The organism is Celerinatantimonas sediminis (assembly GCF_046054195.1).
Taxonomy (GTDB): domain Bacteria; phylum Pseudomonadota; class Gammaproteobacteria; order Enterobacterales; family Celerinatantimonadaceae; genus Celerinatantimonas.
This window is the reverse complement of the sequence record NZ_JBEQCS010000026.1, coordinates 23812-39578: the sequence shown is the minus strand read 5'-3', so window position 1 is coordinate 39578 and position 15767 is coordinate 23812. Positions and strand designations below refer to the sequence as shown.

Here is a 15767-nt window from a genome sequence, read left to right as displayed (position 1 = left end):
TTTATGGCTCATGGACACCTCTTTTTTTAGCTAGTTTATCTAACTAAAAGGTGTCTAGGAAATCAGTGGCGATTCAGGAGAATCTGTTGAGACTAATATAGATATTGCCTCTTCACTAAGATTGGGGAATTGACCGGCCTCTATGTCTGCTTTCACTTCTTCTAAATCATCATAAAACCAATACTCAGAAAGAGTTTCAACAACCTCATCATTCGTCAAAGAATCGAGCTTAGATCTGGCTATTATTTCTTTGGCTTCATCTCTATTCATTGATATTCACCACAAGCGTAACGCCTTGGTTCCATTGCTCTAATTTGTTATGCATTTCTTGCACACTCACTTTAACATTGGCAAAGCTAGTTGGTTGGCCATTCATGATCTTTTGCATACTGTTCAGCTTCCAAAACACTTGTAAAAACCGGATGCGCATTTTCCTTGAGCCAAATAGCGAATGCATAGTCGCTAACGGGGTCCTCATCTAAGTTTGCCTTCATACCGCTGTGCTTTGTCCAGAACATGACACTAAAATCATCTTCAGATTTCCAAATCAAAAATGGAAACTCATTCTCATCCACGCCCATCAGCTTCCACATATTCACCCCATTATATTGCCGAGCAAGCTTCTTAATCTCTTTAATCGATAGTTCTTTATGTGCGTAACTAATAAATTCCATATTTCCAAATTCCAAATATTAATGCATGAGGTCTGATTATGCGTAACGCCTCACGCTTTAACGCCTTGTATGTAGGTGACTTTCGTATAATCATCCAAACTAAAATATTCAAATTTCAAAGCCACCCCACTATCGAACGCGAGAGATACGATGACTGTATCGTTATGAGCAGAGTGTTCAATGTGCGTTAAGATATGTCTGCAAACACCTTTAATTTCACTAAAATTAGCCAGTGAACTGTAAGAAGAAAAATCACTATTTACCGGCTCTGTTGGCTCAGTGCACATACGCCAAAAGATAGTGTTACTATCGAAGTACAACTTAAACCACTTTGAACCGAAGCGAAAGTACGCGACATTTGCTGGATCATTAGTGGTTTGAGAGTCATGGATTTGTTCAAGGTAAAACTGCTCACAAAGCTTATCGACGATGTCAGGTACATCACCATTTATATAGAGTTCCACTTGATCTCCTGTCACCTACTTGCGCTATGAACAGTTGCAAAATATATGTCAATTGCTTTGTCTTGTTATGTGCTTTTACTTATCTAAAACTGATTTAAATACTGGTTTTTCTTTCGCCAGACTATCAATTAGCCAAGGTTCATTCATCTGCCACCAATAATCTTTATAATTTTCAGGCTCACCGTGATATTCATATATACCGATAATACCTAATAACTCTGTTATTGAATTTGCGAGAAAATCCCAACCATTTTTTTCACAACCATACATTTCTATACTTTCTTCATACCATGTCTGATATCCCTTGTTCTTGAGGATTACTAAAGCAGTATTTTCGACATTAGAATATGCAGATAATGTAGGCATTCATATTTCCTTTCTTAATTTGACATTGAAGTGCTCTAGCACATAGCGTGCAGTTCAATTGCTAAGTGCTAGCAAGATATTTAGGTTCCCACATTTGTAACAGGACGAAGGCTATTGCGGCGTTTTTTTATACTGTTATCAATCCTTGTCAGTGATGAGCAGCACCCACCAAAGTCGCCTCGAGGCACACCAGACAATCAAACTATCATCAATTATTTCATCTTCAAAACATTCGTTCCAGGCTGTGTCTGAGACATAACCTGTTAATGAAAGCATATTTTCACCATAAATTTCTTTTATACATGTTTTTGCTAAATGATATGCTTCTGACTCGTTCGAGATACACTTATCAAATACCCCGCCGCGTAACAAGAAATTGACTAATGTTCCTACAATTTCATAACCGAAAATTTCCCGAAAAACAGGTATATCCTGATACGTATCATATTTATCTTTTAAATAAGCAGAATTAATAAATGACTTAAAGTTCTCTGAAGTGGACGAGCCTGCTACAAATCCACTCTGCTTACTAAAATTGGAAACAGAATATCCATAACCGCTACTTAAAGCATCCAGTAGGTCAGTTAGAGCATTTTTTTCAATTTTGTGTTCTTTCAAATCAACCATAACTTGTTCTTTTAGAGAAAGTTGATAATTTTCAACTTATTTAACTTCCCCACATTCAGGGCATACAAAATAAGCTGCAGCGTTAATCACATCTGGATTTACCAGTTTTTCCACAATATCTCATAAATTTATAATCTGATTTTCACACCTCAATCAGCGGCAGAGCGAAGTGGAGTACTTTTTATCACAAGCTCAAAGCTCTACATAAAGGCCAGAACGCAAGCTTGTCCATCTGCATTGATTTGTTAGATTTATAATCTTAACCCATTGAAAAAGGAAAATACGACTATCATTGCAAATACTATAAATGGTACGCCTGATAAGCACAGTACTAAATTACTAATATCAGCCCATTTAAAAATGCATACAACTGTAAAGGGAAGCCAAACTACAGAAGAATATAAAAGCACAAAACCAACTATATGTAGGCCTTCATAATTCACTGGGTTAGTTAAATCTAAATAGACAAGCACACCTTTTATTGCTACCCAAAGAGGAAAGAGCATGATTAAGGATAAGCCAATTTGTAGTTTCTCTATGCCATTCAAATCGATTTGAACTCCTAACAAACAAATATCTATTTGCGACTAAAAGTGCCATACATTGGCTATCTGCTTAAATTGCTTATTATATAAACATTTCATCATATGAGATGATTGCTTTAACTGCACCGCTTAGATCATTTTTGCCATTGAAGTCATGCTTAACAGCAATGACGTCACAGCCACTAGATTTACCAGCACGAATACCGGCAGCGGAATCCTCAAACACAATGGTTTCGTCAGGTGAAGCAGCTAATTTAGCAAGAGCTAAAATATAGGCTTCAGGATCAGGTTTATGCTTAGTTACGTGCTCTTGTGTGATAACAAGGTCAAAAGCATTCTCTAGCCGCAACGAAGTTAAAATATTATCCACCATCCATGCCGCTGCTGAACTAACAACTGCGCACTTTTTACCTGCTCGTTTTAACTGTTCTATGTAAGCCATAGCCCCAACATTGAGTTCAAGTTCATCATTAAGCATCTGTTCGTAATGAGCTCGAAAGTAACGATTAAACTCTGTTAATTCAGGCGCAATATTCGCGTTTTTAAAGAAGTGACCCGTTACAACCTGCCAACTTTCGCCCATAACATCTTTGTAGATGTTGTGGTCTACATAAGCACCATAATCCAAACACGCTAATGCTAATGCTTTGCCCTTTAAAGGTTCCGAATTTACTAATGTTCCGTCCATATCAAACAGATAAACTTCATAATCTTTCAATTCACTCTCCATGCTAAAATTTTCGAGTTCGTATAACGCTGAGCTCAGTTACGCGCAGTACTAAAAATTACGCTAAAGCACAATTGACGGCTGCAAATGCATTAATCGGTGTAATGGCTATGTGATTTAATCTAAAGGGGCTCATCACCTTGACCTAGGAGCTCTTTTGCTACTAAATCTTTATAATCATCTATTACATCTAGTACCCATTTATCGCTTGATGTTTGATATGAAGTATTGGCCCATGAGAGGCACTGATCGAGTGTACCTTCGTAGATAAACTCACACTCCCCTTCTAATTCTTCAACAGTTTCAAATTCATCCATACTGGGTGAAATATCATACATGTAATCTAAAACCTGAACTAATTTAGCAATATAATTTTGTCCAGATTTACTCAAAGAGACATATTCGAACGTTTTAGATTCAAAATACTGACCAATTTTAATGAATTGATAGATCTCTTTTCCAAGCTTTAGGTAAAGCTGTATTTTTTTCGGCTCTAAATATTTCATATTCTGTTTTATACACTTACTGTAATTGAGTTTATTATGCTTGTGCCCAAGTTGTTCTACTTAACCTGCATATTGCATAATCGACGATTCTTGCATTTAAACTTTCTGAACGCGTTATAATTGCTTTCACAATTACATCCCATACGCTCACAAATACGGCAACATCTTGTTATCAATCATCTTTCAAAGAGTTCAAAATTCAAGAAATTGACTAAAGAGCTCTTTTCATGTTCAGCTAATTCACTTTTTTCATTATGGTCAAAAAAAGTGAGTTCATATGGTGTTTGCGATGTATCGTAGGCAAGCATCCATCCGCTAGAATCATCTCCTATAAAAATATAGTGAGTCAATTCAGATGCTGTTTCAGGGTCAAAGATTTCATCAGGCTCAAGAGGACCACCGTAGATAGAAAATGCACAGTTATTAAATGAGCCATAACCGATGGTTTTTAAAAAAAATAAATACTCATCGGGCAATCCACCAAATATCGATTTCAGCTTCTTTAGTTCATTTTCCGTCGATACCGTTAAATTTGAGTTGGGTAACTCTTTATGCACTTTTTGTTTAAATTCGTTGATATTCACAAGGACTCTCAAACATTAGTAGATAGCATTTTTAGAGTGTTCACACTCAAAATTGATTTTTACTGATGGACATATAATGCATCAGTTCTAACGTTACCAAGTCAATTGCAGTGTCTTTTATACAAATTTTTCCTGCAATTGCCTTGTCATAAAACAGCTATAAGAGTCTTCCTCATAGCCAGCAAATGGGCCACAGTCAACAAAACCAAACTTTTTATAGAGATTTCTGGCAGGACGAAAGAACTCTTGCGTTCCCGTTTCTAGACTCACCTTTTTAAAACCTTTATCAATCGCAAAATTGAGAACATGAGTCAGAAGTTTTGTTGCAATCCCTAATCCCCGAGCAAAATTGGCAGTTCTCATTGATTTCAATTCAATATGCTCAGAAGTCAGTTGCTTTATAGCAAGACAACCATGAATCTGGCCACTATACCAACAACTAAAAAACGTAATATTTGATGCTTTTAAAGCATCAACATCCAATGCATGAACACTTTCCGGGGGAGAATTAGAATACATATCGGCAAGGTGTTCTTCAAGAAGTGCTATTACTTCACCCCCCAGATAGATCATCGACTTTAATTTCCATGATTGCGTTTTCCTTGGTTTAAATCACCCTTAGCACAGTCGCATAAGATATACATTTTGGGAATCAAAATTTTGAGTAGATAAGAGGCAATTGAAAGACAGGTTATCGTTCTTAGCCAAATAATTTTGCATAAATCTCTTGGCGCCATTTGAGATAATTTGAATTGCCAAACCTATTTTTTCCTAATTGGCAGCAATAATACGCCGTTAATGCAACTTCAAGCGGACCTTCATGAGAAAAATAATCAGCAATTTCTAACTCTGTTCGAGTATGACGGCAATAGGCATAAAACTCATAAGCGAGATTTTCTGCATTATCCAACGATAAATCGAACACTTTGTGCAGTTGCGAAATACTCTTAGACAGTGTTGATTCTATACGTAGCTCCGGCAGCTGTAATGCTTCTGACGTTTGATTGTACTCATCGCACAATTCATCTCGGACAACTTCGTATAAATATTCAGATACTTTTCCATACGTTGTTGTTGTAACAACTATTTCTCCTGAATCTTCGAGATCAGATATCGCTTTATCAAATAATTTGATTAGTTTTTCTTTTTTCATGCTCTCTTCAGTTACAACGTAACCTTATTGGATTAAGGGTTCTGATTGCGTGGCTTTGGCATAGATACCGTCATGGGGGGAAACCAAAATAGTGACCTATATTTTGTCGATTGCTGCACCTTATTCGGCACTTTCCACCTGCAGCGTTACTTTATTAAGCGTGTTTTTAGAGTATTCATAATGTATAAAATAATTTCCTAGCATAAATTTCACCCAATCAAGATCCCAACTCAGAATATTTGTATAACCTTCTTGAATAACGATACCCGAGTTAAGAGCGAATTCTATTGCCTCTGCTTTGGATAAAAACACCTGTATCCCATATTTTGGAGCATTATTTAAAATACTCTTTGCTTCGCGACCTTCACCAATGAAAATAGCGACCAGCATTTGTTTTGCATTAAATAAAAATTCTAACCCTAACGCATCAATTTGTGCCCGATAACTATCACCACCATTTTCATGCAACCTATCATCATGATACGTAACATCAACATCATAGTCTTGAAAGAGCTCAGTTAATTCGTCTGATTTAAGGTGTTTATTAAGTAATTCAACTAATTGCATACAAAGCCTTCAAAAGCTAATAATCAACCATTATGGTTAGGGCAAATATCACGACATCTATCAAAGAAAATTGCGATTAGCGTTATCACGAAGGATTCCAATTAGATTTAGGGCGCTTGCTCCCCTGTTGTGTGAGCCTCGCTTGGACATTCCATAAAACAGATGAAACAGCCGAAGAGTTATAAATAATTGATTCTGCTTCTTCTTTAGTTATTTCGTCTTCACGCCATATCACCTGATGAGCACCGGCATCATAGCGGATGTAAAACTTTGAGTCTCTCTTTACTACTTCTAATGACTCATTATAGATATTTCCGTAAATTATTTGTTCCATAAGCTTATAGCGCCGTCCATATTGGCTGACAAAGTTGGTGGTTCATTGTTTAGTGATTTAAAATTAGGCCCGAATTATATAACAGTCGCTCTGTGAGTCATTTTTTAACCGCGTGTTATATTTTCACGATTATCAATGACCTGATAATTGGGGCCAAGAGCATCTCGGAGCTTTATTAACACCGCATCTACTTGCAGATTAAATGATAACGCCTCCTCTTGAGACCATGGCGAGGAGTCCTGCGGCGAACTCCAGTTAATGCTTGTATCATACCGCTTACAAAGTTTATCCAGTGTTTCGATGAGTTCTTCAGAGATCGGTAACTGACTATTCGCAACGGGATAATCACCAAATAACTCATGGGCTTGGTCATTTTCAGACCAAAAACATACTCCAGCCCCAGCATCAAAGAAAAGCCGTATTATTATCAATGACTAACTCTCTTAAAACTATCATTAGCTTAGACACGCTCAGCCAAAGAAAATGGCTAACAACGTATTACAGAAAATCCCAAATAACCACCTTGACCACTAAAATAAAACCGCCAAGAGTGAGCCATCTATCTTGAACTATTCTTCTAGATTATAAATATTAATTGGATTAATGATTTCTAATATTGATACGTAAGTATTATTTATCGATTCATAATAGTCATCGCCATCCTCAATGGACCATGGCTTATCTTCTGCTCTTTCGTCGAGTTTAGCGATTTCAGCGAGATACTTCTGTTCAAATTCAGCTTCTGTTAAAGCTCTCGAGTCAACGAGCATATTTTGCAGAGCATCCTTCTCGCCAAGATCACTACTATCATTTTCATCCCAAGGGAATATTTTGTTCTTTAATAAAAACGACAATCTGCGTTCGATAATTGTGCTTAAATTTAAAAGGCCTACAGGTGTATTCATGATCTTTTATTATTTCCCAAATAAACATAACGCAAAGTTTAGTTACTAAGTGCTGGCATGATGTTTTGAACAGCAACATTCGCGAAAGTATAGAGCAATTACAAACTCATGTATGCTCAACATGAGTTAAAGATGCACGCCAGCATAACGCCTTGCCTTTTAGCTTTAAATGTTGCACCCCGACAGCTATCAGCATCCAAGCCTGAAAAATACTCACAAAAACAAATTTATTAGGCTGTTAATCTGATACACCAAGGTGTATAAACACACGAGCATTTTCACCCTCTAGGGCTATATCATTCCAATCACCTTCATACCACGCATCGGTTACCAGATGAACATCTATTGCCCGTGTGATGACTAAACAGCGATTTAAAGCATCACATAAGTCGTCGATAAATTGTCGCCTAGAATCTGGAATGAATAGACTAAATGAGCGATCCACATCTTTTAAATAAGAATAGTAAGAACCACATTCTCCAGCGATGACATTACCATGAGCATCGTTGTGTGGTTGATAGCAAAAAAGCCATTTTTCAATATAAGAACTTAAAACCGTGCGCCATTCACTGATGGGGGTAAAACTCAACGTTGAGTCTGGGTAAAACTTTGTCAGATAATTTGTAACCGATTCTTCAGTGGCGATTTTTGGATCTAAAAGCTCTATTTCAAAAGTAAAACCGTGATTGGTTTTATTGTTGATACCTGCAAACCCTTCCAATATTCCACTTATTCTGCCTATTTCATAACTCAGATTGGCCATAAATCTCCACTAATACTGACAATGAGTCACATAAATACTCGGCAGAGGCAAGCTGCAATAACCAACTTTTCCCTGCCACTCACACAAACCGATTGAGAACCGAAAATGCCTCTAGTGAGATAACAACACTGTTATGAGCCTAACCCGCTTCGGTTGCTAAACTGCTAAAATCAGAGCATTTAAGCTTATCTTCCTCAATAAAAATCATAAGCTTACCTCCATCATGCCAACACCAATCAAATTCATCATATGAACTTAAAGTCAAAAGAGAAGTCCATCCTTCACCTGGCGTAGGATCATATCCGAGAGAACAAAACGATGGATACCCGAGTAAATAGTCTTCACCATATCCGTCTAAACCTGCAAGGCCATAAAGCGCATCTGTATCAAAAGGCAATCTTTTCGTAAGTCTTCGTGCCGAGGTATTTCAATTCCACGACTTAGAAGAATTTTCTTCGCTTTGTGTACAATCGGAGCCTGCGGATATAACGCTAAGTCATTTATATTTGGATAGAAATAACCGAGCACATACCCTTCATCTGCCCAGAATATTTCATCATCTTCATCATATGCGTAAAAGAGTGACAATATTCCTGAGCTAGGCAGCGCGTTAACACCCTCATTAATTTCTGAAAAATTGATCTGACCTAGAAATCGATATTCGCCTATTTCATGAGTGGGCCATTCAAAATTTTCAGGAACCATTGGAGCGCCACCGAATCGGCTTTCATGAGCTTTAGCCTCATCATTTGAAAATGAAATACCAACGCTTGGCTTGATAAGAGACTCTAAATACTCTTTATGAGGCGACAGCTCTGAGTCATTACGAATAAAACTTTCCAATATTGCAGGATTCAAGTTGCTCTCCTTTGGGTAAACATAAGGTTGCATTAAAGCAAGAGTAATTGATTAAAGCAATATTACCACCGCCCTTTAATTAATAAATCGATGAAAAAGTCCATCATATACAAAGTTAATCATATCACCGTGACTATAAAATCCATCAACCATGTCTAAACAATCTTCTTATGAAATTTAACGCTACAGGCTCAGTTGCCAAATACTAGCGCTAATTGTAGACACAAAAGTTCGTAATACAAAACAGCCCCGAGAGCCGACTTATTCACAATTTCACTCGATAGTTGAATGGCATAGAGCATAATTCCACACTCTGTAAAAATAAAATATATACCCCAAGCCAAATGTGATTATCGAAATAATCAGCCAAAGGATCACATGTCCTAAATTACTAAACAAGTCAATATTGCAGTGTAATTTATGCTCTTGACCATGCTCATCAATTAAATAAGTTCGATTGATTATAAATTTTGAAAATGAGTATGGAAAAAATATAAGTGCGATACCGACGGTAATAAAACTCAAAATCACCCAAATGATTAAATGTCCAAGAATATCAAATATTGGGACATCTGCTCTTAGTCTCATTTTAGATTCCTTAAATTAATTTAGATTGATAACTCCCAACACATCTGCAATGAATAATGGCGACTTAAACCAATACATACTTGGTCTTTTTTCCTGCTAGCGAACTTTCTGCGATTTCTATTAGCCCGCTCCATTGCGACTTTGTACATTCCAAAAGAAAGTCTTTAGTTAAAAATTCAGGCCAATTGTAACAAGCTGCAGCGATGTAACATCGAGGTGTAATGACTTGTCCTTCATTCTGATTTCTTCTAATGACAGATTTTAATAGCATGTCGATGGTCGATTCATCTGGAACGACACCTGAAATTAAAATCGCTGAGCATGCACCTGAAAGGAGCAGGTCATTGTTGGTCTCGAGAATGCTTAAAAGGTACGAGTATGACTCGTTGCCCACATCACTAATCATGCAAATCGCAAAAGCTATATCTTTATAAAGAACGCTCGCATCATGATCCGTGCTCTCAAGCTCTCTTAGGTATTCTAGTGACAAATGAGATCCCACAAAACCAAGAGCCTTTATCAGCTCAGACTGTGCCTGCCAAGATTTAGGTTTTGCTCTCAAGCGTTTCAAAGCCGCCAGCAAAAGCGCTTCATAACCATCAAGCCGACTCGAAGCTATCTTTTTAGCAGCTTTTTTAATTCTAGGCGTTGATCCTGACTCTAATTCTTCTTTGAAGTCCATAGCAAACTACTTTCGGGGTTTAACGAATATTCCATGCAGGCTCATCACACGAAGCTCAGCTGTTCTTGTCAATTGCTGCGATTTATTATGTGCTAGTTCACTGATATTGAATAACTTAAATTTTACCGTCTTGCATAAATTTCTCGATTTTTTCGACCATCTCCAAACGAGACTTGGTTTTATAGCTGCTATTGGTTAAACTTTTTTACTCAGTTTCCTTTAGATTGATCCCTTCTAATGATTGAATCAATGTACTCGAGCGGCAATATACAGTGGTAATATATTTATCGTTGGCCAATACTCGAACGCCTGCTGTTTTAGTATGTTCGGCAGAGCTTTTATCAACTGAGAAAAATACGGTATAGTTTGTATTTCCATTAGGAATAGTGACTTCATATTCCATATCCCGACCAACGCCATTCCATTGTCCTGTAGACGCCTTTTCTCTTGGCACAGATAAACTCAGTTCAGGTTTATCTAAATTTATCCCAAACTTATACTGAATATAAGCACCGCTATCCTTGACCTCTATTTTCTTATTGTGAGTGGTATTACATGAAAATATAACTTCTGCCATTGCAGAATTTATGGATATCAACATAATCATGGAAATGATTGAAAGTGAAAATTTTTTAATCATTATTTCCTACAACATCGTTATATGGCGATACGACTAATACCGCGTTAAATAGTGAACTACACGACCACCTACCCCAAACATTGCAACTAAAAGATGCCCCCAACTTTGAACTCCAATAGCCAAGCATTGAGAATCGGCCTTAAACACCTTGTTCGCAATTTTCGTGCAAATCTCAGATACGTCATTGACACAACTATAGCCTTCGACGACAACTTTTATCAATTGACGCGATTTATTAGATGTATTCATTCGAGGTTAACAAGAGCAACATGTTAAACCTGTTTTCTATAATCCATAAACTTGGCGATTAACTCTTCAGGGGTAGATAAACCAATACTCCATGGCCAAATTGCATTGATATTTAGAATCGCGCCATTTGTCACTTCAGCAATCATCGCCACTAATTGGACAAAATCGATATCGTCATATTCGCCTTCTGGTTCGATAAAATAGCTACCCCCTACTTTTTCCCATCCAGTTGCTAATGATTCAATATCGATAGTGTTCGAGTGTTTTTCATCCAAATAATCTAAGGGTGGATAAACCAAAAAGTCATCTCGAAAATCAATGTGCTGCAAAATAAAATTCTTTGTATGAAACACAATTTTGAAGATATCGCCGGGCAACTCATCGTCAGATTCCACAATTCGTGGCTCAGCCAAATCTATAATGCTAAACGACTTTTTCTCATCTATTTGTCGATGCAATATATCGATATCCAGCAATCTCGTGGGGATAATTTCGATTTGTGATGACATTACGACAGAACCTTATATCAAAATCATTGGTAGTTGGTTTAAGCAATTGTTATGCATTTTTCGCTACGTTTTGCTTAAACCAGGTTAAGAACTCCCCCAAATGACGTTGAAATTCTTCAATAGACTCACAATCACCTACATGTGGAAATTGACAATTTTCTGTTTCAACTTCAAGGATCTCTATATCGAGGCAGAAAGCATTATTCCACGCAGACACTGATATCATTAAGTTCCCTGCGTCCAAAAACACCTTAGCTGAACCGCGCCCGAAATCTTTGAACTCAATCTCACCACAATTAGCAGAAAACAAATCCTGATGTGACTTAAACCAATGGTATAGCTCTTCTACTGGGCTCATACAGTCACCCTATTTACTCTTAATTAGATGCTTAACAAAATCTGTTTTCTTCGGGTACATAACGCCACGTTAAAGTGTGAGCGACACTATAACGAGCCTTCTGAACAACAAGTTACCCTACTGCATGTTATAAACACCTCGTGTTGCGAAACATGCTTAAACGCTGGACATAAGCAATTTTTTACTTTCTTTTGAGATACTTATAACTTACCCATGCATACACAGACTTGTAACGTATTTTGGCCCAGCCATTTTCAGATGATAAAACCATAATCTCATCTCCTTTTTTATATTCGCCAATAACTTTGCTAGTTGGGCTAGGAGAGTTTCTCACATTTAAGCTGCTTGCTGTGACAATATAATACGATGCATAATTTGATTGGTTGGCAGGAGAAACAGATGATGAGTTTCTTGAACTATAGGAACTGCTTGAACCTAATGAATATGTACCTTTATGACAAGTCTTATTCCATGAGATACAAGAATTACCGCAAGGCTGGCCTTTCTTGCATACTTTGGCTTCAACGTTGAATACAGCGCAAACGCTTAAAAGCAGAAATACTAGAAATTTAATTTTCAACTGACTATCTCCAGATTGCTTATAACATTGGATATTATGCACACGCCAAAATTACCAGCGAATGTTACCCGCATCCCCCTCACTACTTTATAAACCATTCAATGGATGGTCCCTGAGACATCTTACATATTAAGCTTTTCCTAATAAAAAATTGCTTAATAAGCGAAAATTGCGTCGATGGATTTTTATAATTCTGGCTGAAAACAAACGCATTGAATATTAACTGTTTTGGCAGGTTGATTAAATATAGATTGAGGTAAAGTCATGGTGTTGCTTTAGCTTGAGGCTAAAACAGAGAGGGGTTTCTAACGAACTTTATAACCGTATTTATAAACGAATGACGCTACCGATTAACTCAACTCATTCCAGATAGGTGATGAATTTAAAGGGCAATCCGTCCGGTAGCGCTTTGACTTGAATGTTCAACACGAAGATAACGCAAGCCCGGCTGATGATTAATCTGAGCAATGTCCGCCGGGTATTTAAGCTTTTATGATAGGCGTGGATTATTATTATCTAGCAAGCAAGTAACCCGATGATGGGTTACAAATCACCCTGCTTACGCTTTTTCTTCTTTTTACCCGTACCGGCAGGTTTCGCTCGTGGTTTCACCGGTACAACGCAAGCTTCGCTTTGAGCATCATCGACTTCAAAACCTTCAACCTGCTCGCGCTCAAGCTTGAATTTGTTTTTCTTTTCAATCACGTTGAAGTGATGATAATCATCGCAATCGATAAGCGATAAGCCTAAACCAACTTCGCCCGCACGACCACTTCGCCCGATTCGGTGCATATAGTCAGCAGGGCTTCGCGGCAAGTCAAAGTTAATCACTACCGGTAATTTTTCAATATCCAGACCACGGGCAGCAATATCGGTCGCAATCAACACATGGATCTCACCGGACTTAAACTCTTCAAGAACACGAGTACGCGCGCCTTGGCCTTGGTCACCATGAAATACTTGTGCGGTGATGCCGCGTTTTGTTAGCTTTTGCGCAAGATGGTTACAAGCATTCTTGGCATTTACAAAAATCAACGTCTGACGCCACTGATGCTGCTTGATAAGGTGAGCAAGAACCGCGGTCTTTTGACCTTTGTTCACACTAAACACACGCTGCACAACAGTGCTATCTTCTGCACTTTGTAATTGAATATCCAGCGCATCGTGAAGCAAGTTCTGCGCAAGGCTCGTCACTTTCTCGGGGAAAGTCGCTGAAAACAGCAACGTTTGTTTCTTCTGCGGCAACAATGCCAAAATTTTATGGAGTTCTTCAGTAAACCCAAGGCTCAACATTCGGTCAGCTTCATCAAGAACCAATGTTTGAACTTGCTCCAACTTAATTGCATTACTAGAGACCAAATCAAGCAAGCGACCCGGGGTCGCCACAACGATGTCACAGCCACCACGCAGAGCCAGCATCTGCGGATTCACCGATACCCCACCAAACACAGCAATCGTTTTTACCTTATCTCGTAAGTGATATGAGTATGATTTAACGCTATTGGCCACCTGCGATGCCAATTCACGAGTTGGAACTAAAATAAGGTGAGAAACGAAGTTACCACCGCGAGGATGCGATGCACCTTGCGAGAGGATCTTTTGCAGAATCGGCAGCGCAAAAGCAGCCGTTTTACCAGAGCCAGTATTCGCTCCACCGACAATATCTCGTCCATCCAATATATGAGGAATCACGTGAGATTGAACAGGTGTGGGTTGGCGATATTCTAACTCTTCGAGTCGCTCGATTAAGGTTGGGATTAAGCCAAGGTCGGCAAATGTTGCTTGCGGTGTTGTATCTGTCATTACTTGAGTGACTCAGTGCTAGTAAAGGCCGTGTATTTTATGCTATTTGCGGCGAGGATTTTAGCGATAATTTTGCTTAAAGAATTTTCTAAGAAAATGGATGATTGCTAATAGTTAGCTTTTTAAGCGCTTTCGCGGAGCCATCCACCTTATAAATTCAGCAATATCAAATAGATTAAGATTTGACCTCATCACGTGAATCGGCATTCCCCATGTTCTCATAATGGCGTAGGCACAGAAAACAATCACGAAGATATCGATGAGTTTTAAAGGCTGCTCTTCAATCCATCCACGGCGATATTCATCGCTTTCCCAATTATTGCGATTTGTTAGGCATAATTACCCAAATCACTCGAACTAAATTCATCCCAAGAATATTCCCCATTAAACGCTCCGACATAGAGAACCTTGTCTGCCCGAACAATCCATTCTAATCCATGTTCTGGTTCCCACTCACAATTAAGTTCAAGATGGATGACTGGCTCATCCCCATTTTCTGGATACGGAACTATCAATACACTAGGAGAAATTAATTTAAGGACATCAATCGCTTTTTCAAACGTTTTTAATGGCTCCCCTACAGCATCAAGAAAATTGTTACAATACCGAATAGATGCTTCGCATAAACGAATAATCGTAGGGTCCGTTAACTCATTTAAATATCTTGCACATATTTGTGCATACTCAGTATCTTCGCCATCTTCTACGAAGAGTGAAATGTATTTATTAAAGCATTTAAAGAACACTTCACCTTCTAATCCAAATTCGGTTAATTTTATATTTCTGATGACTTCCACGAAGCTTCCTTTATGCCCAATACAGAGAACAACTGCAGCGACTGGCCACTTTTAATTTTTCTGAACTAACACTGCACTATCCGTATCTTCACTATTATCATCGGTGAAAATAAACCAAGAAAATGATTCATCAAAGATAGTGCAATAAAACTGACCCTTACCCCAAAATTGAGTAAAAACGCTTAAGCTGACCTTGGTTATTCCACCTTTGTAATAATGGACATATATCGGCCCCTTAGTCAGTTTTAAAAGACTTTCTGCCATATTCGAATAGCAGACTAAGCTTTCTCTTAGTTTTCTTTTAGCGGTGTAGATAAAAGGGCCTGATTTCGTTACTTCTAAAATCTCTTTCAATTTCGTAAGGCGCCATTTAACTTGCTCCTTATCTAATTCTTCTACTTCGCCAGATAACGATTTTGTTGCCATAAGTCTCTCTTAAAAATTTAACGCCCACAACAGCAGCCAAACGCAGTGGAACATAGATTGAC

27 protein-coding genes and 1 pseudogene are annotated in these 15767 nt (G+C 38.0%); all 28 read right to left on the bottom strand.

Annotation, left to right across the window (positions count from 1 at the left end; translation table 11 throughout):
* Nucleotides 1-54: 54 nt before the first annotated feature.
* Nucleotides 55-270, bottom strand: coding sequence for a hypothetical protein (locus ABTQ23_RS20020; protein WP_408617536.1), 216 nt, complete (start codon nucleotides 268-270; stop codon nucleotides 55-57).
* Complete coding sequence (locus tag ABTQ23_RS20015) at nucleotides 263-388, bottom strand: hypothetical protein (protein WP_408617535.1); 126 nt, start codon at nucleotides 386-388, stop codon at nucleotides 263-265. Before ABTQ23_RS20015 ends, ABTQ23_RS20020 begins: the two co-directional genes overlap by 8 nt.
* Nucleotides 357-674 (bottom strand): hypothetical protein, encoded by a 318-nt coding sequence (locus ABTQ23_RS20010; protein WP_408617534.1) that lies wholly within the window; start codon nucleotides 672-674, stop codon nucleotides 357-359. Before ABTQ23_RS20010 ends, ABTQ23_RS20015 begins: the two co-directional genes overlap by 32 nt.
* 50 nt (nucleotides 675-724) lie before the next feature.
* A complete protein-coding gene (locus ABTQ23_RS20005; protein ID WP_408617533.1) occupies nucleotides 725-1138 on the bottom strand; it encodes a hypothetical protein in 414 nt (137 codons plus the stop codon).
* Nucleotides 1139-1213: 75 nt separating this feature from the next.
* The gene (locus tag ABTQ23_RS20000; RefSeq protein ID WP_408617532.1) at nucleotides 1214-1504 is read right to left on the bottom strand and encodes a hypothetical protein; all 291 of its coding nucleotides are present in this window, start codon (nucleotides 1502-1504) and stop codon (nucleotides 1214-1216) included.
* Nucleotides 1505-1642: 138 nt separating this feature from the next.
* Entirely contained in the window at nucleotides 1643-2131 is a 489-nt protein-coding gene (locus ABTQ23_RS19995; RefSeq protein ID WP_408617531.1) for a hypothetical protein, read from the bottom strand.
* Between the two features lie 251 nt (nucleotides 2132-2382).
* A complete protein-coding gene (locus tag ABTQ23_RS19990; protein WP_408617530.1) occupies nucleotides 2383-2700 on the bottom strand; it encodes a hypothetical protein in 318 nt (105 codons plus the stop codon).
* Between the two features lie 58 nt (nucleotides 2701-2758).
* Nucleotides 2759-3406 carry an HAD family hydrolase gene (locus tag ABTQ23_RS19985; RefSeq protein WP_408617529.1) on the bottom strand — a complete coding sequence of 216 codons (648 nt, stop codon included), beginning with the start codon at nucleotides 3404-3406 and terminating at the stop codon, nucleotides 2759-2761.
* A 119-nt stretch (nucleotides 3407-3525) separates the two neighbouring features.
* Nucleotides 3526-3909, bottom strand: a complete 384-nt coding sequence (locus ABTQ23_RS19980) for a hypothetical protein (RefSeq protein ID WP_408617528.1) — start codon at nucleotides 3907-3909, stop codon at nucleotides 3526-3528.
* Nucleotides 3910-4085: 176 nt separating this feature from the next.
* The gene (locus ABTQ23_RS19975) at nucleotides 4086-4493 is read right to left on the bottom strand and encodes an SMI1/KNR4 family protein (RefSeq protein ID WP_408617527.1); all 408 of its coding nucleotides are present in this window, start codon (nucleotides 4491-4493) and stop codon (nucleotides 4086-4088) included.
* Nucleotides 4494-4610: 117 nt separating this feature from the next.
* Nucleotides 4611-5082 (bottom strand): annotated as a pseudogene (locus tag ABTQ23_RS19970) (GNAT family N-acetyltransferase).
* Between the two features lie 111 nt (nucleotides 5083-5193).
* Nucleotides 5194-5646 (bottom strand): hypothetical protein, encoded by a 453-nt coding sequence (locus tag ABTQ23_RS19965; RefSeq protein WP_408617526.1) that lies wholly within the window; start codon nucleotides 5644-5646, stop codon nucleotides 5194-5196.
* 120 nt (nucleotides 5647-5766) lie between these two features.
* Nucleotides 5767-6213, bottom strand: a complete 447-nt coding sequence (locus ABTQ23_RS19960; RefSeq protein WP_408617525.1) for a hypothetical protein — start codon at nucleotides 6211-6213, stop codon at nucleotides 5767-5769.
* Nucleotides 6214-6298: 85 nt separating this feature from the next.
* Nucleotides 6299-6547, bottom strand: coding sequence for a hypothetical protein (locus tag ABTQ23_RS19955; RefSeq protein WP_408617524.1), 249 nt, complete (start codon nucleotides 6545-6547; stop codon nucleotides 6299-6301).
* Between the two features lie 104 nt (nucleotides 6548-6651).
* Nucleotides 6652-6978, bottom strand: coding sequence for an immunity protein CdiI family protein (locus tag ABTQ23_RS19950; RefSeq protein ID WP_408617523.1), 327 nt, complete (start codon nucleotides 6976-6978; stop codon nucleotides 6652-6654).
* Between the two features lie 138 nt (nucleotides 6979-7116).
* Nucleotides 7117-7452: a hypothetical protein gene (locus tag ABTQ23_RS19945; protein ID WP_408617522.1), complete on the bottom strand. Its 336-nt coding sequence runs from the start codon at nucleotides 7450-7452 to the stop codon at nucleotides 7117-7119.
* A 238-nt stretch (nucleotides 7453-7690) separates the two neighbouring features.
* Complete coding sequence (locus ABTQ23_RS19940) at nucleotides 7691-8215, bottom strand: hypothetical protein (protein ID WP_408617521.1); 525 nt, start codon at nucleotides 8213-8215, stop codon at nucleotides 7691-7693.
* A 139-nt stretch (nucleotides 8216-8354) separates the two neighbouring features.
* The gene (locus ABTQ23_RS19935; RefSeq protein ID WP_408617520.1) at nucleotides 8355-8612 is read right to left on the bottom strand and encodes a DUF1963 domain-containing protein; all 258 of its coding nucleotides are present in this window, start codon (nucleotides 8610-8612) and stop codon (nucleotides 8355-8357) included.
* Nucleotides 8570-9073, bottom strand: coding sequence for a DUF1963 domain-containing protein (locus ABTQ23_RS19930; RefSeq protein ID WP_408617519.1), 504 nt, complete (start codon nucleotides 9071-9073; stop codon nucleotides 8570-8572). Before ABTQ23_RS19930 ends, ABTQ23_RS19935 begins: the two co-directional genes overlap by 43 nt.
* A gap of 273 nt (nucleotides 9074-9346) precedes the next feature.
* Entirely contained in the window at nucleotides 9347-9661 is a 315-nt protein-coding gene (locus ABTQ23_RS19925; RefSeq protein WP_408617518.1) for a DUF6693 family protein, read from the bottom strand.
* A gap of 64 nt (nucleotides 9662-9725) precedes the next feature.
* Nucleotides 9726-10343: a hypothetical protein gene (locus ABTQ23_RS19920; protein ID WP_408617517.1), complete on the bottom strand. Its 618-nt coding sequence runs from the start codon at nucleotides 10341-10343 to the stop codon at nucleotides 9726-9728.
* A 205-nt stretch (nucleotides 10344-10548) separates the two neighbouring features.
* Entirely contained in the window at nucleotides 10549-10983 is a 435-nt protein-coding gene (locus tag ABTQ23_RS19915; RefSeq protein ID WP_408617516.1) for a hypothetical protein, read from the bottom strand.
* Between the two features lie 272 nt (nucleotides 10984-11255).
* The gene (locus ABTQ23_RS19910) at nucleotides 11256-11741 is read right to left on the bottom strand and encodes a hypothetical protein (protein WP_408617515.1); all 486 of its coding nucleotides are present in this window, start codon (nucleotides 11739-11741) and stop codon (nucleotides 11256-11258) included.
* 49 nt (nucleotides 11742-11790) lie between these two features.
* A complete protein-coding gene (locus ABTQ23_RS19905; protein WP_408617514.1) occupies nucleotides 11791-12099 on the bottom strand; it encodes an immunity protein TriTu family protein in 309 nt (102 codons plus the stop codon).
* A 181-nt stretch (nucleotides 12100-12280) separates the two neighbouring features.
* Nucleotides 12281-12679: an SH3 domain-containing protein gene (locus tag ABTQ23_RS19900; protein WP_408617513.1), complete on the bottom strand. Its 399-nt coding sequence runs from the start codon at nucleotides 12677-12679 to the stop codon at nucleotides 12281-12283.
* Between the two features lie 543 nt (nucleotides 12680-13222).
* The gene (locus tag ABTQ23_RS19895) at nucleotides 13223-14482 is read right to left on the bottom strand and encodes a DEAD/DEAH box helicase (RefSeq protein WP_408617512.1); all 1260 of its coding nucleotides are present in this window, start codon (nucleotides 14480-14482) and stop codon (nucleotides 13223-13225) included.
* A gap of 329 nt (nucleotides 14483-14811) precedes the next feature.
* Nucleotides 14812-15279 (bottom strand): DUF6985 domain-containing protein, encoded by a 468-nt coding sequence (locus ABTQ23_RS19890; protein ID WP_408617511.1) that lies wholly within the window; start codon nucleotides 15277-15279, stop codon nucleotides 14812-14814.
* A 51-nt stretch (nucleotides 15280-15330) separates the two neighbouring features.
* Entirely contained in the window at nucleotides 15331-15705 is a 375-nt protein-coding gene (locus tag ABTQ23_RS19885) for a hypothetical protein (protein WP_408617510.1), read from the bottom strand.
* Nucleotides 15706-15767: the final 62 nt, after the last annotated feature.